This is a genomic window from uncultured Clostridium sp. (genome assembly GCF_934754915.1).
GTDB lineage: Bacteria > Bacillota > Clostridia > Clostridiales > Clostridiaceae > Clostridium.
In genome coordinates, this window is sequence record NZ_CAKVKB010000081.1 from 1 (window position 1) to 16,751 (window position 16,751).

11 protein-coding genes and 2 tRNA genes are annotated in these 16,751 nt (G+C 27.1%); 9 read left to right on the plus strand and 4 right to left on the minus strand.

The genetic code is table 11. From position 1 onward, the window contains the following. Window positions 1-100 precede the first annotated feature (100 nt). The 8 genes from Q0F58_RS12320 to Q0F58_RS19655 all read left to right on the plus strand — a co-directional run bounded on the left by Q0F58_RS12320 (window position 101) and on the right by Q0F58_RS19655 (window position 6,763). Window positions 101-177 (plus strand) — tRNA-Ile (locus Q0F58_RS12320). A 5-nt stretch (window positions 178-182) separates the two neighbouring features. Beyond that, window positions 183-258, plus strand: a tRNA-Ala gene (locus Q0F58_RS12325). A gap of 378 nt (window positions 259-636) precedes the next feature. Further along, window positions 637-783: a hypothetical protein gene (locus Q0F58_RS12330; RefSeq protein WP_294376981.1), complete on the plus strand. Its 147-nt coding sequence runs from the start codon at window positions 637-639 to the stop codon at window positions 781-783. A gap of 197 nt (window positions 784-980) precedes the next feature. Beyond that, a complete protein-coding gene (locus tag Q0F58_RS12335) occupies window positions 981-1,424 on the plus strand; it encodes a hypothetical protein (RefSeq protein ID WP_294376984.1) in 444 nt (147 codons plus the stop codon). Window positions 1,425-1,462: 38 nt separating this feature from the next. Further along, window positions 1,463-1,921 (plus strand): VanZ family protein, encoded by a 459-nt coding sequence (locus Q0F58_RS12340; protein WP_294376986.1) that lies wholly within the window; start codon window positions 1,463-1,465, stop codon window positions 1,919-1,921. Between the two features lie 809 nt (window positions 1,922-2,730). After that, complete coding sequence (locus Q0F58_RS12345; RefSeq protein WP_294376989.1) at window positions 2,731-4,269, plus strand: AbgT family transporter; 1,539 nt, start codon at window positions 2,731-2,733, stop codon at window positions 4,267-4,269. A gap of 340 nt (window positions 4,270-4,609) precedes the next feature. Further along, on the plus strand, window positions 4,610-5,473 hold the full coding sequence (locus tag Q0F58_RS12350; RefSeq protein WP_294376990.1) for a UbiA prenyltransferase family protein: 864 nt from the start codon (window positions 4,610-4,612) through the stop codon (window positions 5,471-5,473). Window positions 5,474-5,770: 297 nt separating this feature from the next. Next, a complete protein-coding gene (locus Q0F58_RS19655) occupies window positions 5,771-6,763 on the plus strand; it encodes an HAD-IB family phosphatase (protein ID WP_367118180.1) in 993 nt (330 codons plus the stop codon). A gap of 188 nt (window positions 6,764-6,951) precedes the next feature. On the opposite strand, the gene Q0F58_RS12365 is transcribed toward Q0F58_RS19655, so the two are convergent. Further along, window positions 6,952-8,424 (minus strand): glycosyltransferase family 39 protein, encoded by a 1,473-nt coding sequence (locus Q0F58_RS12365; protein ID WP_294376992.1) that lies wholly within the window; start codon window positions 8,422-8,424, stop codon window positions 6,952-6,954. Between the two features lie 339 nt (window positions 8,425-8,763). Here Q0F58_RS12365 and fusA point away from each other — a divergent pair, with 339 nt between their 5' ends. Continuing rightward, on the plus strand, window positions 8,764-10,851 hold the full coding sequence (gene fusA / locus Q0F58_RS12370; protein ID WP_294376994.1) for an elongation factor G: 2,088 nt from the start codon (window positions 8,764-8,766) through the stop codon (window positions 10,849-10,851). 121 nt (window positions 10,852-10,972) lie between these two features. Here fusA and Q0F58_RS12375 read toward each other — a convergent pair whose 3' ends face one another. From Q0F58_RS12375 to Q0F58_RS12385, 3 genes are read right to left on the minus strand one after another with little or no spacing between them, the layout of a single operon-like run. Then, window positions 10,973-12,544 (minus strand): NAD(P)/FAD-dependent oxidoreductase, encoded by a 1,572-nt coding sequence (locus Q0F58_RS12375; RefSeq protein ID WP_294376997.1) that lies wholly within the window; start codon window positions 12,542-12,544, stop codon window positions 10,973-10,975. A 7-nt stretch (window positions 12,545-12,551) separates the two neighbouring features. Continuing rightward, window positions 12,552-13,511, minus strand: coding sequence for a glycosyltransferase family 2 protein (locus Q0F58_RS12380; RefSeq protein WP_294377000.1), 960 nt, complete (start codon window positions 13,509-13,511; stop codon window positions 12,552-12,554). A 15-nt stretch (window positions 13,512-13,526) separates the two neighbouring features. Continuing rightward, the gene (locus Q0F58_RS12385; protein WP_294377002.1) at window positions 13,527-15,320 is read right to left on the minus strand and encodes a phospholipid carrier-dependent glycosyltransferase; all 1,794 of its coding nucleotides are present in this window, start codon (window positions 15,318-15,320) and stop codon (window positions 13,527-13,529) included. Window positions 15,321-16,751 lie beyond the last annotated feature (1,431 nt).

The following is a 16,751-nucleotide window of genomic DNA, read 5'->3' on the forward strand; positions in this document are numbered from 1 at the left end:
GAACAGGAAAGTTAAGGTCTATAGCGCCGATGGTACTGCACGGGAGACTGTGTGGAAGAGTAGGACGTTGCCAGGTATTCTTGTTAATACAAGAATAGAAGGATCTTTAGCTCAGTTGGTTAGAGCAACCGGCTCATAACCGGTAGGTCCGGGGTTCGAGTCCCTGAAGGTCCACCATTTATGGGGGTATAGCTCAGTTGGGAGAGCACCTGCCTTGCACGCAGGGGGTCAAGAGTTCGAATCTCTTTATCTCCACCATTAAAGTGAAAGACTATGAATTTATTCATAGTCTTTTTATTATGGATTTTAATCTATTGAGTCAATATAAAGTATAGTTACAATTCTATTAAATTATTATTTAATACTCTTTATTAAGATATATATATATGATGGAAATTAATTACAATATATGTAATGATCATGTATTTGATTACAAAATTAAAATAAATAATTTGATTTATTATTGGAATAATTATAGAAAAATAAAATATATTAATATAATGAATTGAAAATAGTCATAATTAAATTGAGTTAAAGTAAGTGACAGATTGATTGGCAATAATTATAATAGAAATTGAACTGATTTTTTATTATGCATAAATAGACAGTAATAATTTTGAATGGAGATGAAGATTTATGGATACTAAATTGATTTTAGAAGATAAATTGAAAGAATTAAAACTGATAAAAAGAACTTTTGTATTAGAAGGAAAAAATACAGAAGAAATAGATTATAAGATAAAGAATGTTGAAGAGCAGATTAAAAAAAATTTAAGCGAATAAAAAATTAAAAGATATAAGTTTTATTTCAAATACAAATAATTATGTTTATTTAATTGTAGCAGTAATAAATTTCAGATATTAATTATAAATAATCTATTTCATAGATTAATAATTTTTTGCATAATATTTATAAAGATGTATTTAAAAATTATAAAATTAAAATTAGTAATTTATAAGATAGAGGAGATTAGAAAGTTATGATAAGAACTGTCGTTTGTAAAAAAGATGGGTGTAAAGGAAACGAGTTCTATATAGTAACAGAAGATAATAAGTTAAAATTAACATGTAAGGAATGTGGCAGTGTTTATTACTATGATGTAAGCCATTATGATTTTACTATGCTGTCTAATTGTGAAAAATGCAATAATGATGTATTTAAGGTATTTATAGATTTAGAGAAAAAAGGAGTATATGCAAAATGTACTAAATGTGGGTATCCTCCTGAAAAAGTATTTATTGATGCAGAAGGAATTCAAGTCACTTATGAAGCTCATTTATTGCAGGATATAAAACAATTGATGAATCAAGTGGATCAGAGAGTGTGTAATTTAGAACTTAAAATAGAAAATTTGGAAAAGGGTCAAGAACTTTTAGAAGAATCATTAGCATATATTAATAGATATATGGTAGAAAAGAATTAGTAGTTAATAAAAAATATATGTAAGATAGGGATACTGAAATGATAAAAGAGAGACAAATAAATATTAGAAAAGATATTATGAATTTAGTATTGATTATTATATGGATGAGTTTTATATTTTTTATGTCTAATCAGCCAGCAGAAGCTTCAGATTCTCAAAGTATAGGAATCATAAATATATTATCTGAAGCTGGTTTTAATATTAGAGGAATATTTGGAGATATAGCTAATTTTATTATTAGAAAATGTGCACATTTTCTTGAATATATGATATTAGCATTTTTAATAATTAATTTTATAAAAGATAAATTTAAATTACATCAATTAATAATATTAGCTGTATTTTTAGTATTTTTATATGCATGTACAGATGAATTCCATCAATTATTTGTTGAAGGAAGAGATGGAAATTTTAGAGATGTGTTAATTGATACATGCGGAGGAAGTTTAGCAGTACTACTATTTACTTTAAAAAATTTATTTATTAAAAAGAAATAGGAAATCTACATACCCTAAATAAAATAGATAGTTTATGAAACTTTATTTAGAGTATATGTAATATAAATAAAGATACTTTATTTAAGCAATGTCATTTTAAAATTATAATATTTATTATTTAATTATAAATTGGCATTGGCAGTTAAACAGATATTATTAAAATGGATAAATATTAAAGGACTTTAACAAAATTGTTTGCATGGAGTATATTTTGTAAGCAAGTTTGTTAAGGTTTTTTTATTCTATAGGAAATTATATTTTCGAACAATCTGTGGATAACTTTTGAAGGGGCAGAAACACACAGTCTGCGAAGCAGATTTTTTTATTATACAGAAAATTATAGGATTTTTAAATATTAGATTTAAGTAAGCTATATCAATGCTTTGGAATGTTGTATAAAACTGTAAAAGCTACATCACCCAAAAGAGCGTTGTAAGGCTACTGTTACATTCCATATGAAATTATATTTTTGAACAAAATATGGATAATTTTAGAAAAAGGAAGAATCATATAGTCTAAAAAGCAGAGTTTTTATTGAATATATAAATTATATTTATAAAAAATCTATGAATGATTTTTTATTGTTAGAGCACATATACAAAATTATTACTTAAGCAATATAATAGAAAAGTAATTAAATGAGCAATTATTTTATATATGTCATAAATGTTACAAAATATACTATAAATTTATCAACATAACCAATTAAATATTGAAAAAAATTTAATTTGATTATATAATATGTATAAATACAGAGCATTTTCATATTAATATTATGAAGGTTATAATGCTTTACCAAGGAGGAAATTATGAAAAATGAAAAGAAAAATTTGGGGATACTTGGCGCTGTAGAAAAGATAGGAAATATATTGCCACATCCAACAACATTATTTGTAATATTATGTGCAATAATTATGGTTGTGTCTCATATTACATACAAACTTGGTACATCTGTAACATATGAAGGTATTGATGTAGCAACAGGCGAATTGAAAGAATTGACAGTAGGAGTCGTAAGTCTATTAACACCTGAAGGAATTAGGTATATGTTTACAAATGCGATTAAAAACTTTACGAGTTTTGCACCACTTGGAACTGTATTAGTAGCATTGCTTGGAGTTGGAGTTGCAGAAGGAAGTGGACTGATTTCAACATTATTAAAGAAATTAGTTTTAAGTACTCCAAAAAGATTTATTACAGTAATTATTGTTTTTGCAGGAGTTGTATCTAATATAGCTTCAGATGCAGGATATGTTGTATTAATACCTTTAGGAGCAGTAATATTTAAAAGTTGTGGAAGACATCCATTAGCTGGTATTGCAGCAGCATTTGCAGGTGTGTCAGGAGGATTTAGTGCAAACCTGTTCCCAGGACCAACAGATGCATTGTTAGCAGGTATAACAACAGAAGCAGCAAGATTATCAGATGCAACATATGAAGTTGGTATTACAGGAAACTGGTATTTTATAATTATATCAACATTCCTTATAACTATTTTAGGGACTATTGTAACTGAAAAAATTATTGAACCAAGACTTGGTGAATATAAAGCTGGTGAAAATGATGAAAATGAAGTAATGGAAGTTACTGCAGAGCAAAAAAGAGGTCTTCTATTTGCAGGAATAGCATTCTTAATAACTATAGCAGCAATTTTATTATTAGTTGTTCCTTATAATGGTGTTTTAAGAAACCCAGAGACACATGCAATATTAAAATCGCCATTTATGGATTCTATAGTTATCATAATATCAATATTATTCTTAATACCAGGAATAGCATATGGTATTGGTGAAAAAACTATAAAAGATGATAAGCAAGTCATTAACTTAATGGGTAAAAGTATGTCTTCTATGGGATCATATATAGTTTTAGTATTTTTTGCATCGCAGTTTGTTGCATACTTTGGATACACTAAATTAGGTACTATAATAGCTGTTAAAGGAGCTAATTTCTTGGAGGCTACTGGAATAAAAGGTATTCCTTTATTATTAGCATTCATATTAGTTGCAGCATTTATAAATCTGTTTATGGGTTCTGCATCAGCAAAGTGGGCAATTATGGCTCCAATATTTGTGCCAATGTTAATGGGAATAGGGTATTCTCCAGAATTAACGCAAATAGCATATAGAATAGGGGATTCTACTACAAATATAATTTCTCCTCTTATGAGTTATTTTGCATTGATTGTTGCTTTTGCAGAAAAGTATGATAAAGATTCAGGAATAGGAACGCTTATTTCAACAATGGTTCCATATTCAATAGTATTTTTAATAGGATGGAGTATTCTTCTAATAGTATGGTTTATATTTAAGCTACCACTTGGAGTTGGTGCTGGAATATTAATGTAATACATTTAGATAAGGAAAATTAAAGGTTGTTAGAATAAAAAAATTATATAAGATTAATAGTATGTTAAATGCGGTCATAAAAATGACCGCATTTATAATTTAATGGATAAAATCATATAAAAAATGAACAGTGGTTAAAGGAAGTTTAATATAGTATAATATTAAAAGTGTAAGTCAAATAAATCTAATTTAAATATAAAAAAATATATATTGCAATTAACAATAAAAGATGAAATTTTTCCAAGATTTCTTTGATATTTTTGTTAAATAAGTTTTAGATGTAACTTTAATCTTGTAATATTATATATCATAGTAAATTTAAATATATAGAGGTATAGATATGAAAAACTATTTAAAACTAATGAGAGTTCATCATTATTTAAAAAACATACTGATTTTTCTGCCACTTGTATTTAGTCAGAACTTGTTAAATATTGATTTATTAATAAAAACAATATTTGGATTTTTTGCATTCAGTATACTTTCATCAATAGTATATGTAATAAATGATATTCAGGATGTTGAAAAGGATAGAAAGCATCCTACGAAATGTAAAAGACCAATAGCAAGTGGAGCTGTTTCAGTAAAAGAAGCTAGGATATTGGCTATTATAATTGCAATAGCAGGAATAATTTTAAATTATCTAGCATGTGGCACTAATATTAATGCATGGATATTTTCAATTTTATATGTTGGTTTGAATTTTGCTTATAGTATGGGATTAAAAAATTGCCCTATAGTTGATATTACAATTTTGGTATCTGGATTTCTATTCAGAGTTTTATATGGTTCTGCTATTACAGAGATTATAGTTTCTAACTGGCTTTATCTTACTATTATTGCAATGTCATTTTATTTAGGACTTGGAAAGAGAAGAAATGAGTTGAATACTCAGGGAAGTAAGAGCAGAAAGGTCTTAAAGTATTATAATCATGAATTTCTTGATAAGAACATGTATATGTGTTTAGGTCTTACTATTGTGTTCTATTCTTTATGGTGTGTGGATTCAACAACTATAGAGAAATACCCTAACAACAATTTAGTATGGACGGTACCATTGGTTATGATTATCTGCATGAAATACAGCCTCAATGTTGAAGGAGAATCAGATGGCGATCCAGTAAGTGTACTTTTAAATGATAAGATATTGATAGGATTAACATTACTTTATGTTCTTATTGTACTATTTATAATTTATATATAAAGATTTTAGATGAAAAATTGAATTTCAATGAATTGCAATGTTAACTAAATATCACACAGTTGCATAAACTTAATTTGTACATGTTAATTATAATTGAATTAAGCTTAATATTTCTTGATAAAATAAATATATATTACGATTGACAATGTACAATGAAGGATGAAATCTTTCCAGTATTTTTACATGTGTTAGATAAATTTTAGATGTGATTTTAATCTTGTAACATATATTAAATGAGTCTTGGAGAATATCTGAAACAGCAATTCTTTGATTAATAAGAAAAATGAGGATAAAATTATGAATGTTTATGACTTTGATAAAACAATTTATGATGGGGATAGTACTTTGGATTTTTTTATTTTTTCACTTAAAAAAAATCCAGGACTTATAAGATTTCTACCAATTCAAATAATAGGTTTTCTTAAGTATATGTTTGGATTTGAATCAAAGATTTACTTTAAAGAAAAATTCTATTCTTTTCTTAATGGAATAAAAGATGTTGAAAGTATGGTTGAACTATTTTGGAAAGAAAATCAAAAGAAAATCAAATTGTGGTATTTAGAGAGCAGAAAGGATAATGATGTTGTGATTTCAGCATCTCCAGAATTTTTACTTATACCAATATGCAGAAAGATAGGAATAAAGCATCTTATTGCATCAGAAGTAAATAAAAATACAGGTGTATGTGAAGGCGAAAATTGCTATGGAGAGGAAAAAGTATTAAGATTTAAAAAATATTTTTCTAATGATGAGAAATGTGAAATAGAAAAGTTTTATTCAGATTCATTGAGTGATGCACCTATTTCATTGATGGCACAACAAAGATTTATAGTAAGTGGAAATAACATTGTAGAATGGGATCAATATAAACCTGGAAAAGTTAAAAAATTAAAAAGTGTATTTTTTTCAAGGGAATTTTTTAGTTTTTTGATTGTTGGAGGCATAAATACTATAAATGGAATATTATGTTCATATATTTATTCCATCTTTTTAGATGTAAATGTATCCTTTGTTTTAGGATACATCACTGCATTGACAATATCATATATTTTAAATAGTACATTAGTATTTAGGCAGAGTATGGGGTTTGTTAAATTTATAAAGTTCTGTATATCATATATACCTAATTTTATAATACAAAATATTTTTGTATGGATATTCTATAATATGCTTGGATGGAATAAACTAATAGTATTTGCATTAGCTGCTGTTATAGGTGTTCCAGTAACTTTTATAATAATGAAATTTTTTGCTTTTGGAAAAAAGAAAAACAAAAAAGAGGCAAATTAATATTATAATGAAAAAAAGGATAATCATATTATACATGAGAATCCTTTTTTTATTGGAAATGAGCAGAAATACACGGTCTATGAAGCAGATTTTTTATATATGCATATAGATCATTATTTAAAAATTAAAGTCTTAGAAAATCCGTATGTAACACAATATCAATATCAATCATTATTTAAAAATTAAGGCTAATTGTCATTTGATGATTTTAAAGCTGTTACTGGTAGTATTGCAAAGACATAATTAATTATATAAGCATATCTGCATTGATTTTCCAGGATTAATAACATTGCACCAAAACCACATAAGATAATATAGAATAAATTTATTATTCTATTATCAATGTGATCCTCTTTATTAAACAGTCCCTTAATTATGAATAATAAAATTATTGCATAAACAAGCTGTGACCATAAGAGCCCTTTTCCGGATATATCAAAAATTATATCATTATCTTCAATTCCAATTTCAGACCAGTATGCACCAGAATTATCTCCATAAGCCCATTGAGTAGCAATTTTTTTTATAAAGAATCTAAAGAGTTCTGCTGGAGGAGTAGTTGTATATCTTTCTAAAATTCTTTCTTTACATATTTTAGAAAGAGTATCTTTATCAACAGTCTGTAATTTTCCGTCTATAAATTCTGCATCTTCTGGATTCCAGCTTCCTCCGCTTTCAATGTTACTTCCCCTTACAGCAGAAGTAATACTTGGTTCACTTCCATCCCATAAATGTCTTTCTGTGATATCCATCTTTATAAGAATTGTTGAAACAGTAAAGAAAACAAGAATAAAAGAAATTATTAAAAATAATGAATTTCTGATTTTAGATAATACTTTTTCTTTGCTGTATATAAATATATACATTATATAAGCTATTAAAATTACATAAGCAACCATTCTGAATAAATGTCCTACAGATAAAAGAAGACCACTTAGAAGAAGTAAAAAGCAGTTATGTTTTTTTTCTAATACTAATATAAATAAATATATGCTTGCTAAATAAAATGGAATTGCTATGTTTTCAGAGCAGTATACTGGAACATATAAAACTGCTGATGGAAGAATAGCAATAAAGAAAGTTCCAAGCAATATTTTTTTCTGGTCTTTAAAAATTTTATTGCATATAGCATAAACTAAAGCAATAGATATAGTTGATAAAACTACATTTAACATTTTCATTACAAAAAGCCCATTATCTCCAAAGAATTTTCTCATAACAGAAAACAATAATATATATGGAGTATTATGTGGAAATCTTGCAAAGTAACCAAGTCCTTTGAAAGGAGTTGTGTCACCCTGTAGAAGTCCTCCCGCAGCTTCATATATAGCTAAGAAATCTGATACAGGATAACTTTTTGTTATAAGTGCCCATACAAGCCTTAAAATAAAGCCTAAAATAAGAATATAATAAAACATTATTTTCTTTTTGATTTTCTTATGAATACCATATATAAATGAACATGCTAATGCTATGTATAATAAGATGAGACTTATGCTTACATAGTTAGGATACTTAAAATTATTATACACAGTAGAAAATGTTGTAGCGAATACTATCAAAAAGATTATAAAAAGTAAACATACTACAAAATTTGTGAAATATAAGCTGAATTTACTAAGTGTATTTTCTTTTGATCTGCTTAATGAATAGCCTTTCATAAATATTTAAAACTCCTTGATATATAAATAATTTTAATATTGCCAAATTCACATCAATAATTAATGAAGATATTTAACAATCAAATCTAATTATAATACAAAGAAAGTAACAATACAAAAGTGAAAATTATTGCTAAACAAATAAGTTTTCAGAAAATTTAGAGAAATAAAAAGGATTTAACAAATATGAATAGAATTATTAATTATAAGGGTATAGGCTACATATAATATATTAAATATATAAAATTGAGCTGTTTTTTAGCAGGGTTTAAAGATTAATGTACATGAAAGGCAGGTGGCAGCCATTTTCTAATAGAACTTTAGGACTTGGCAGAATTTATGAGGAATTACACTATAAATAATTTAAGAAATGTAGGGCTTATAGGGCATAATGGTACAGGAAAGACTGCTTTAGCAGAGAGTATTTTGTATTATTCAAAGATAACCGATAGATTAGGAAAGATTGAAGATGGTACAACAGTATTGGATTTTGATCCAGAAGAAAAAAAGAGAAAGTTTTCTATTTCTCTTTCAGTAGCTCCAGTTGAATTGGATAATGTTAAGATAAATATAGTTGATATTCCTGGTTATGCTGATTTTCAGGGAGAACTAATTCAAGGAATGAGAGCTGTAGACGTTGCTATGATTGTTGTCAGTGGGGTATCAGGAGTTAAAGCTGGTACAGAAAAAGCATGGGAATATTGTAATAAAATAAAATTACCAAGAACAATATTTATAAATAAATTAGATAGAGAAAATTCAAGTTTTGATAAAGTACTTGATCAGTTAAATCAAAAATTTGGAATAAGTGTTGTTCCAATTCAATATCCAATAGGAAGTGAAGATAACTTTAAAGGAGTAATAAACATAATTTCTGAAAAAGCAAAAATATATGATGTAAATACAAAGGAAATAAAAACTGTTGATGTTCCTGAAGAATTAAAAGAAAAAGTTCATGACTGTAAAATAATGATTATGGAATCAGTAGCAGAAACAGATGAAGCACTTTTAGATAAGTATTTCAATGAAGGAACTTTGACAGATGAGGAAATTTATAATGGACTTATTAAAGGATGTGCAAATGGTGATATTGCACCAGTTATGTGTGGAAGTGCACTAAAGGTTATTGGAATAGATACCTTGCTTGAAGATATTGTAGAATGTTTCCCTTCTCCTGAATATGCAATTCCACAAAAAGCTGTTGATGTAGAGAAAAATGAAGAGGTATTCATAGGTCTTGATGAAAAAAAGCCATTTTCAGCATTAGTGTTTAAGACAATTGCAGATCCATTTGTAGGTAAAATTTCATTTTTCAGAGTTATGACTGGTGAAGCAGATGATGAAATGACAGTCATTAATACAAATAAGAATAAAAATGAAAAATTATCACATATATTTTTCTTGAGAGGTAAGACTCAGATTCCTGCAAAGAAGATAATTGCAGGGGATATAGGAGCTATTTCAAAACTTCAATACACAAGCACTGGAGATACTTTATGCAGTCCAGAATTTAAAGTTATATATGATAAGATGAATTTCCCTAAGACAGTATGTTCAATGGCAGTTGTACCTAAAGCTAAGGGCGATGAGGATAAAATATCTCAATCACTATCTAAATTGAGGGAAGAGGATCCTGTATTTGAAATTTCAAGAGATATAGAAAATGCAGAAACTATCATCTCTGGTCTAGGTGAAACACATATTAACATAATTGCAAGCAAGATAAAGAGTAAGTATGGTGTTGATATTAATTTAGATCTTCCTAAAGTTCCATATAAAGAGACAATAAAGGGCTTTTCAGATGTTCAAGGTAAACATAAGAAACAGTCTGGAGGTCATGGACAATATGGAGATGTTATTATTAAATTTGAACCTAGGGATGATGGAAAAGATGATTTAGAATTTGTGGACAAAGTTGTTGGTGGAGCTGTTCCTAGAAACTTCATTCCAGCTGTAGAAAAAGGATTGAGGGAATGTATTTCACATGGAGTATTAGCTGGATGTCCAGTTATAGGCTTAAAGGCAACACTTCATGATGGTTCTTATCATTCAGTTGATTCATCTGAAATGGCATTTAAAATGGCAGCTTCAATAGCTTACAAAAAAGGATTAGAACAAGCTAAACCTATACTTTTAGAACCTATAATGCAGGTTGATGTATTAATACCAGATGAATATATGGGTGATGTAATAGCTGATATAAATAAGAAGAGGGGAAGAGTTATTGGAATGGAACCAGAAGGAGAAAAACAAAAGGTTATTGCAGAAATTCCAATGGCAGAAATGAGAAAATATGCTACAGAATTACGTTCATTGACTCAGGGACGTGGTGTATTTTCAAAAGAATTTGTAAGATATGAAGAAGTTCCTGAAGCTGAAGTCAATAAAGTGATAGATATTATAAACAGTACTAAAAATAAGAATTGATATTTAGAAAAAGCAAATCATGAAAATTCATAGAATGTAAGATGAATTTTGTGTAATATAGTATATAAAAAAAGACAGCCTTTAAATTTTAGGCTGTCTTTTTTGTGGTGAAATTAAAAAATTAACATTTTTCATGATATTTCTTTTCAGTATTAACATTCCAGATATTATTTTTATCTTTTTTTCCTGTTATGATGTTATTTACACTTTCAAATGCTGTTATCATAGAGTGATCCATATTATTATATCTATGCTGACCATTTCTTCCAATACAATAGAGATTATCAAAGTTATCTACAAATTTAATTACTTTATCAATTTCTGTATATGTATCAAAATAAGCAGGATATGCTTTCTTTACATGTTCTCTATGAAAATCTAATATTTCATTTTTATTATTTAATATTCCCATTTTTATAAGTTCATTTACAGCAAAATCAACACTTTCTTTTTCAGTCATATTCCAAAAGCTATCATTTTCATTGCAAAAATATTCAAGTCCAATCCAAACTGTATTGTTTATATCTTTTATCAGATATGGTGACCAGTTATTAAATATTTGTATGCGTCCAAGTTTAACTCCAATATCCTGAACATAAATCCAGCAGTCTGGAATGATATTGTTTATTGTTTTTATGGATGTTTCATTTATAAGATTCAATTTATTTACTAACAGACCAATTGTAACAAAATCTCTATATGGTAATCCTTTTGCTATATTAGATATTTTTTCAGGAACATTTTTATCAATACTTTCAACAAGGTCCTTTAAGGGCATAGAAGAAAGAAAAATATCACCTTCTATAGTTAATAGCTCGTTATTTTCAGTATTTATATAATTAACTGCTGTAATTTTATCTGATTGAGATATTAATTTTGTTACTTTACTTCTTTTTAATATTTTCCCACCCATTTTCTCTATTTCGGCTGCAGCTGTTTCCCATAGTTGACCTGGACCAAATTTAGGATAATAAAATTCTTCAATTAAAGATGTTTCAATATTTTTATTTTTGCCGTTAGATGTTCTTTTAATAATTATATCTTTTATAAGAGCTGTTATAGATAATCCTTTTACTCTTTGTTCACCCCAGTCTGGAGAAATGTCTCTTGGATGTCTTCCCCAGAGCTTTTCTGTATATCCTTCAAAGAACATAGAATATAGAATTCTTCCAAATCTATTTATATAAAAATTTTCAAGATTAATCTCTTTTAATTTACATATTGTAGATTTTAAATAACTAAATCCAACTTTTATTGTACGTATGAGACCTAAATTTTTAATTGTCTGATATTTCATAGTTACTGGATAATCAAAAAATTTTTTCTCATAATATATTCTTGAAATTCTATTTCTTATAAGCATAACTTTATCTTCGATTTCTGGATCTGGACCATTTGGAGATAACTTTTTATTTCTTTTTAGAATAATGTCATCAAATGAATCTTTTCCTTGAATCGGCATAAGTTCATTCCACCATTTTTTAACTTTTTCGTCTTTGGAAAAGAATCTATGCCCACCGATATCCATTCTATTGCCATTATGATTTATAGTTCTTGCTATTCCGCCAATTGCATCTGTTTCTTCTAGTATTATAACTTCATATTCTTTTGATTTTTTTAATAACTCATATGCAGCAGTTATACCTGCTGGTCCTGCACCAATGATGATTGCTTTTTTCATTTTTAATACCACCCATTGTTTATTTATTATTTTTAGTTAATAACTTGTCCATAATGATAAATCTAGGTCTTTGTTTTGTTTCACTGTATATTTTTCCTATATATTCACCTATAACACCTAGAGATAAGAGTTGTATTCCACCAAGAATCCATATTGAAATCGCTAAGGAAGTCCATCCTGATACAGTTTTTCCTAGAAGTTTAACAATTATGGTATAAATAAATACACATACACTGATACAAAAAATCATAAATCCAACAGCAGAAATCATTCGTATGGGTTTTACACTTAATGATGTTATTCCATCTAATGCAAAGTACAACATTTTACATAAAGGATATTTAGATTCACCAGCAAATCTTTCATGTCTTTTATATTTTACAGTTGCCCATTTAAATCCTATTAGAGGGATAAGTCCTCTTAAAAATAGGTTTACTTCTTTAAAGTTGGCCAATTCATTTAAAACCCTTTTACTTAGAAGACGATAATCAGCATGATTACAAATACTTTCAACTCCTATTAGGTTCATAAATTTATAAAATGCCAAAGCAGTTGTCTTCTTAAAAAAGCTATCACATTCTCTTGATTCTCTTACACCATACACAATATCATTTCCTTCATAATACTTTTTAACAAATTCATTAATGATTTCAATGTCATCTTGAAGGTCAGCATCTAATGATATAACAATATCAGCATATTCTTTAACTGTGAGGAGTCCTGCAAGGAGAGCATTTTGATGTCCTCTGTTTCTAGAGAGGTTTATTCCACAATATATATCATTATTAGAATGAAGTTCTTTTATTATGTTCCATGTATTGTCAGATGAGCCATCATTAACAAAAACTATTTTGCTGTTTTTGGAAATAATTTTGTTTTCAATCATTTCTTGAAGCTTAAAAAGCAGTCTTTTAGCTGTTTCTCTTATTACTTTTTCTTCATTGTAACAGGGAACAACTAAATATAAGATTTCACACATAATAAAGTCTCCTTCCTATTCAAAATTCCAAGTTTCTCTTAGTTCTAGAAATTTCTGAACATAATTTCTGTTTACAGGATATCCAGATATAGCAGGATAAAAGGCACCAAATACAAGAACAACCAATAAACAGTAAACTACTGACATTTTTCTGATTTTTGATATTGCAAATTGTGAACATAAATTTTCCACTGTATAACCTATACTCAAGATTAGAAATAGAGAACAAGGCAAGTAATGATATATCATTGTATATCTTTTTACAAACATCCATGGAACAAGCTGAGCCATATACGCTATAGTTAAAAATCCTGCTTTTATATCTTTTTCTTTTATCATTAAATAAAAACAATATATTACGCAGAAAATTCCTGGCCACCATATCAATGGATTTCCTAAAGTGGATACAGTAGAACATATATTAGTTCCTTGAAAAATTGTTATACTATCCCAAAGAGGTCGTCTTATAAATGGCCACTGATACCATGTGGAACTGTAAGAATGAGTTCCTGTAACAAAGTTAGTATGATAATCAAACATGTATTTCAGATTATCATAGACTTTTAAGAATAAATTGTTAGTATTGTTTGAGGTTACTACTGGTATATATGAAAGTACATAAAGACTTATTGGAATAATCACAAAACATATGAAACAGAACAATATTATTTTTATAACTTTTCCAGAAAATTTTGATTTGGTAAAAGTGCTTTCAGAAGAAGTAGTATTTTCATTTTTAAATTGAATATATCTGAAATAAAGTGAAGCAAAAAATATTATTGCAAGTCCAAAAGCAGCATAAAATCCAGTCCATTTTGTGCTTATTGCAAGTCCTGTGCTTATTCCACATAAACCTAATAGAATAAAAACATTTTTAAGGTTTTCTTTAATAAAATCAACTGTGATATAGCAGTACATAAAGTAATACATAAGAAATATGAAAAATGCTACAAATATATCAATTGTACAAATTCTTGATAGTGTAAAATGCATAAAATCAAAACATAATAATAATGTACACATACATGAAATAAATCTATTTTTGAATAATTTTCTCGAAAAGATGTACATAAGAGGAACCATTAAGATTCCGAATATTACAGACATAAATCTCCATCCAAATGGATTTAGTCCAAATTTCTCTATTCCTAAAGCTATTATTGTTTTACCAAGAGGTGGATGTGTTATTTCATAAGATTTAAGTCCATTAATAAATTCATATGCTGTTCTAGTGTAATAGACTTCATCAAACATTGTTCTATAAAAATAAGTTGCATCTTTGAGATACATGTCCTGTTCATCAAATAAAGCACTGTACTGATTGGTGTTTACTGGAATAATAGTATTGTTTTCATCATCTAATATAACAATTTCTCTCAGCTGTATTTGGTCACTTAAAGAAACTATTCGTAAAAATTGAGTAGTATTATTTATTTTCACATTATTCCAATTGAATTCAGATTCTATTCTGTCTTTAGAGTTAGTTTCTTCCCATGTATTATCCTTGCTATTAAATGCTAAAACATTGATATCTGTGCGTCCTAAATAACCATTAAAAATACTTAAATGATCAACATTATGTTCACTTCCTAAATCTAAAACTATTTCATTTTTATCTTTTAAAAGATTATAGGAGGTTTGAGGTATAAAGTTATTTCCTAATCTATAAAAACCAATGAATGCAAAAATAACAGTAAGTACTGCAATACAGATATAATCATATTTTGTATATATAGGATTAAATTTCTCTATAAATTTATATTTTTTGTCTGTATCATCTATTGGGTTAACATTTTCTTTAGGCTTCATAACACATGTCCATATATGAGCATTGGTTATAAAATAGTAAATACTATAAATTACAGAACATATAATCAAAAACGAACCTATTAAAGCAAAAGGATTGTTTATATTAAATTGTTTAGGATTATATATTGATAGTGTATATGCCAGATTCATAAAGTGAAGGATTGAAAATGAAACATACATAATATAAATCTGTTTTTTATTTGTAATTATAAAAAGCATTAATAATATTATGAGAACTGGTGCAAAAAAGTCTTCGTGTATTGAAGTGAAAAAACAGAATATAAGTGTCATGTATATATAACCCAATACAATCAATGAATTTTCTTTATTATGTAATTTTTTATATAAATAAATTATGCTTATTACTGAGACTATTAAGATTATGATTCCTATATTAAAATATGATGTAAAATAAAATTTTTCATAAATATTTATCCAGTTTTTACTTATACAAGTCCAAAAGTTGAATGCATTACAAGAAGTATAAGGATATGTGAATAGTGATTTCTGTAGTTTATATGTGTATTCTAAATAAGTTACTATACTTATTCCCATATAAAAAACAATACTTGATAAAGAATTCTTTTTTATTGATGAATTGTTGTTGTCTTCATAGATATTTTTCTGCTTGAAAATGTAATTAGATTGAGCAATAAGTGTTATAGGATATAAGTACAAAATGTATTCATTTATGAATAGAGAAGCTAAAAATAAAGTATGCCCTAAATATATTTTATTCTTGTAATAAAATATAAAAATTAAAAGTACACATAAAAAATATATACTATAAGGTTTTGTCCATGTTGCTGCATATACTATATATACAGGATTTAATAGAAAGAAACTTGAACATAATAGTGATTTATTTTTAGACATAAACTCACAGGAAAATTTATAAATAATAAAACTTATAATAAAATTACATACTAAGTTGATACCACAATAAATTGTTATCTTTTTATATAAAGCTATAAAAAGAATATGAAATATAAAAGCACATATTATTATGAATTTTTTATCTACATGCTTTGATTCATTTGAAAATTTTTTAAAACCATTTATAAATAAACAGTAAAGTAGTATTATAGAAAAAAAGTATATTCCAGACATTATATATCTCCTATTAATAAATGAAGTTATTTTGTTTTACTATATTTAAGTACCAGTTTCATGATTTATGAAACTGGTATTTATTTAATAATTTCTAATTAATTAAAGCTTTAGAATTATTATTTTACATATCAAACATCTACATCGACATTAAATTAATTTATGGTTGAGCAGTAGCTGGAGCCTCAGAAGTAGTAGCTGGAGCCTCAGAAGTAGCGGCTGGAGCCTCAGAAGTAGTAGCTGGAGCCTCAGAAGTAGCGGCTGGAGCCTCAGAAGTAGTAGCTGGAGCCTCAGAAGTAGCGGCTGGAGCCTCAGAAGTAG

Excerpts from the sequence above, each read along its gene's own strand:
- Q0F58_RS12350 (WP_294376990.1), top strand. The coding sequence starts at position 4,610 with ATGAAAAACTATTTAAAACTAATGAGAGTTCATCATTATTTAAAAAAC.
- Q0F58_RS12380 (WP_294377000.1), bottom strand. The coding sequence starts at position 13,511 with ATGTGTGAAATCTTATATTTAGTTGTTCCCTGTTACAATGAAGAAAAA.
- Q0F58_RS12330 (WP_294376981.1), top strand. The coding sequence starts at position 637 with ATGGATACTAAATTGATTTTAGAAGATAAATTGAAAGAATTAAAACTG.
- fusA (WP_294376994.1), top strand. The coding sequence starts at position 8,764 with ATGAGGAATTACACTATAAATAATTTAAGAAATGTAGGGCTTATAGGG.
- Q0F58_RS19655 (WP_367118180.1), top strand. The coding sequence starts at position 5,771 with ATGAATGTTTATGACTTTGATAAAACAATTTATGATGGGGATAGTACT.
- Q0F58_RS12345 (WP_294376989.1), top strand. The coding sequence starts at position 2,731 with ATGAAAAATGAAAAGAAAAATTTGGGGATACTTGGCGCTGTAGAAAAG.
- Q0F58_RS12385 (WP_294377002.1), bottom strand. The coding sequence starts at position 15,320 with ATGAAGCCTAAAGAAAATGTTAACCCAATAGATGATACAGACAAAAAA.
- Q0F58_RS12365 (WP_294376992.1), bottom strand. The coding sequence starts at position 8,424 with ATGAAAGGCTATTCATTAAGCAGATCAAAAGAAAATACACTTAGTAAA.
- Q0F58_RS12340 (WP_294376986.1), top strand. The coding sequence starts at position 1,463 with ATGATAAAAGAGAGACAAATAAATATTAGAAAAGATATTATGAATTTA.
- Q0F58_RS12335 (WP_294376984.1), top strand. The coding sequence starts at position 981 with ATGATAAGAACTGTCGTTTGTAAAAAAGATGGGTGTAAAGGAAACGAG.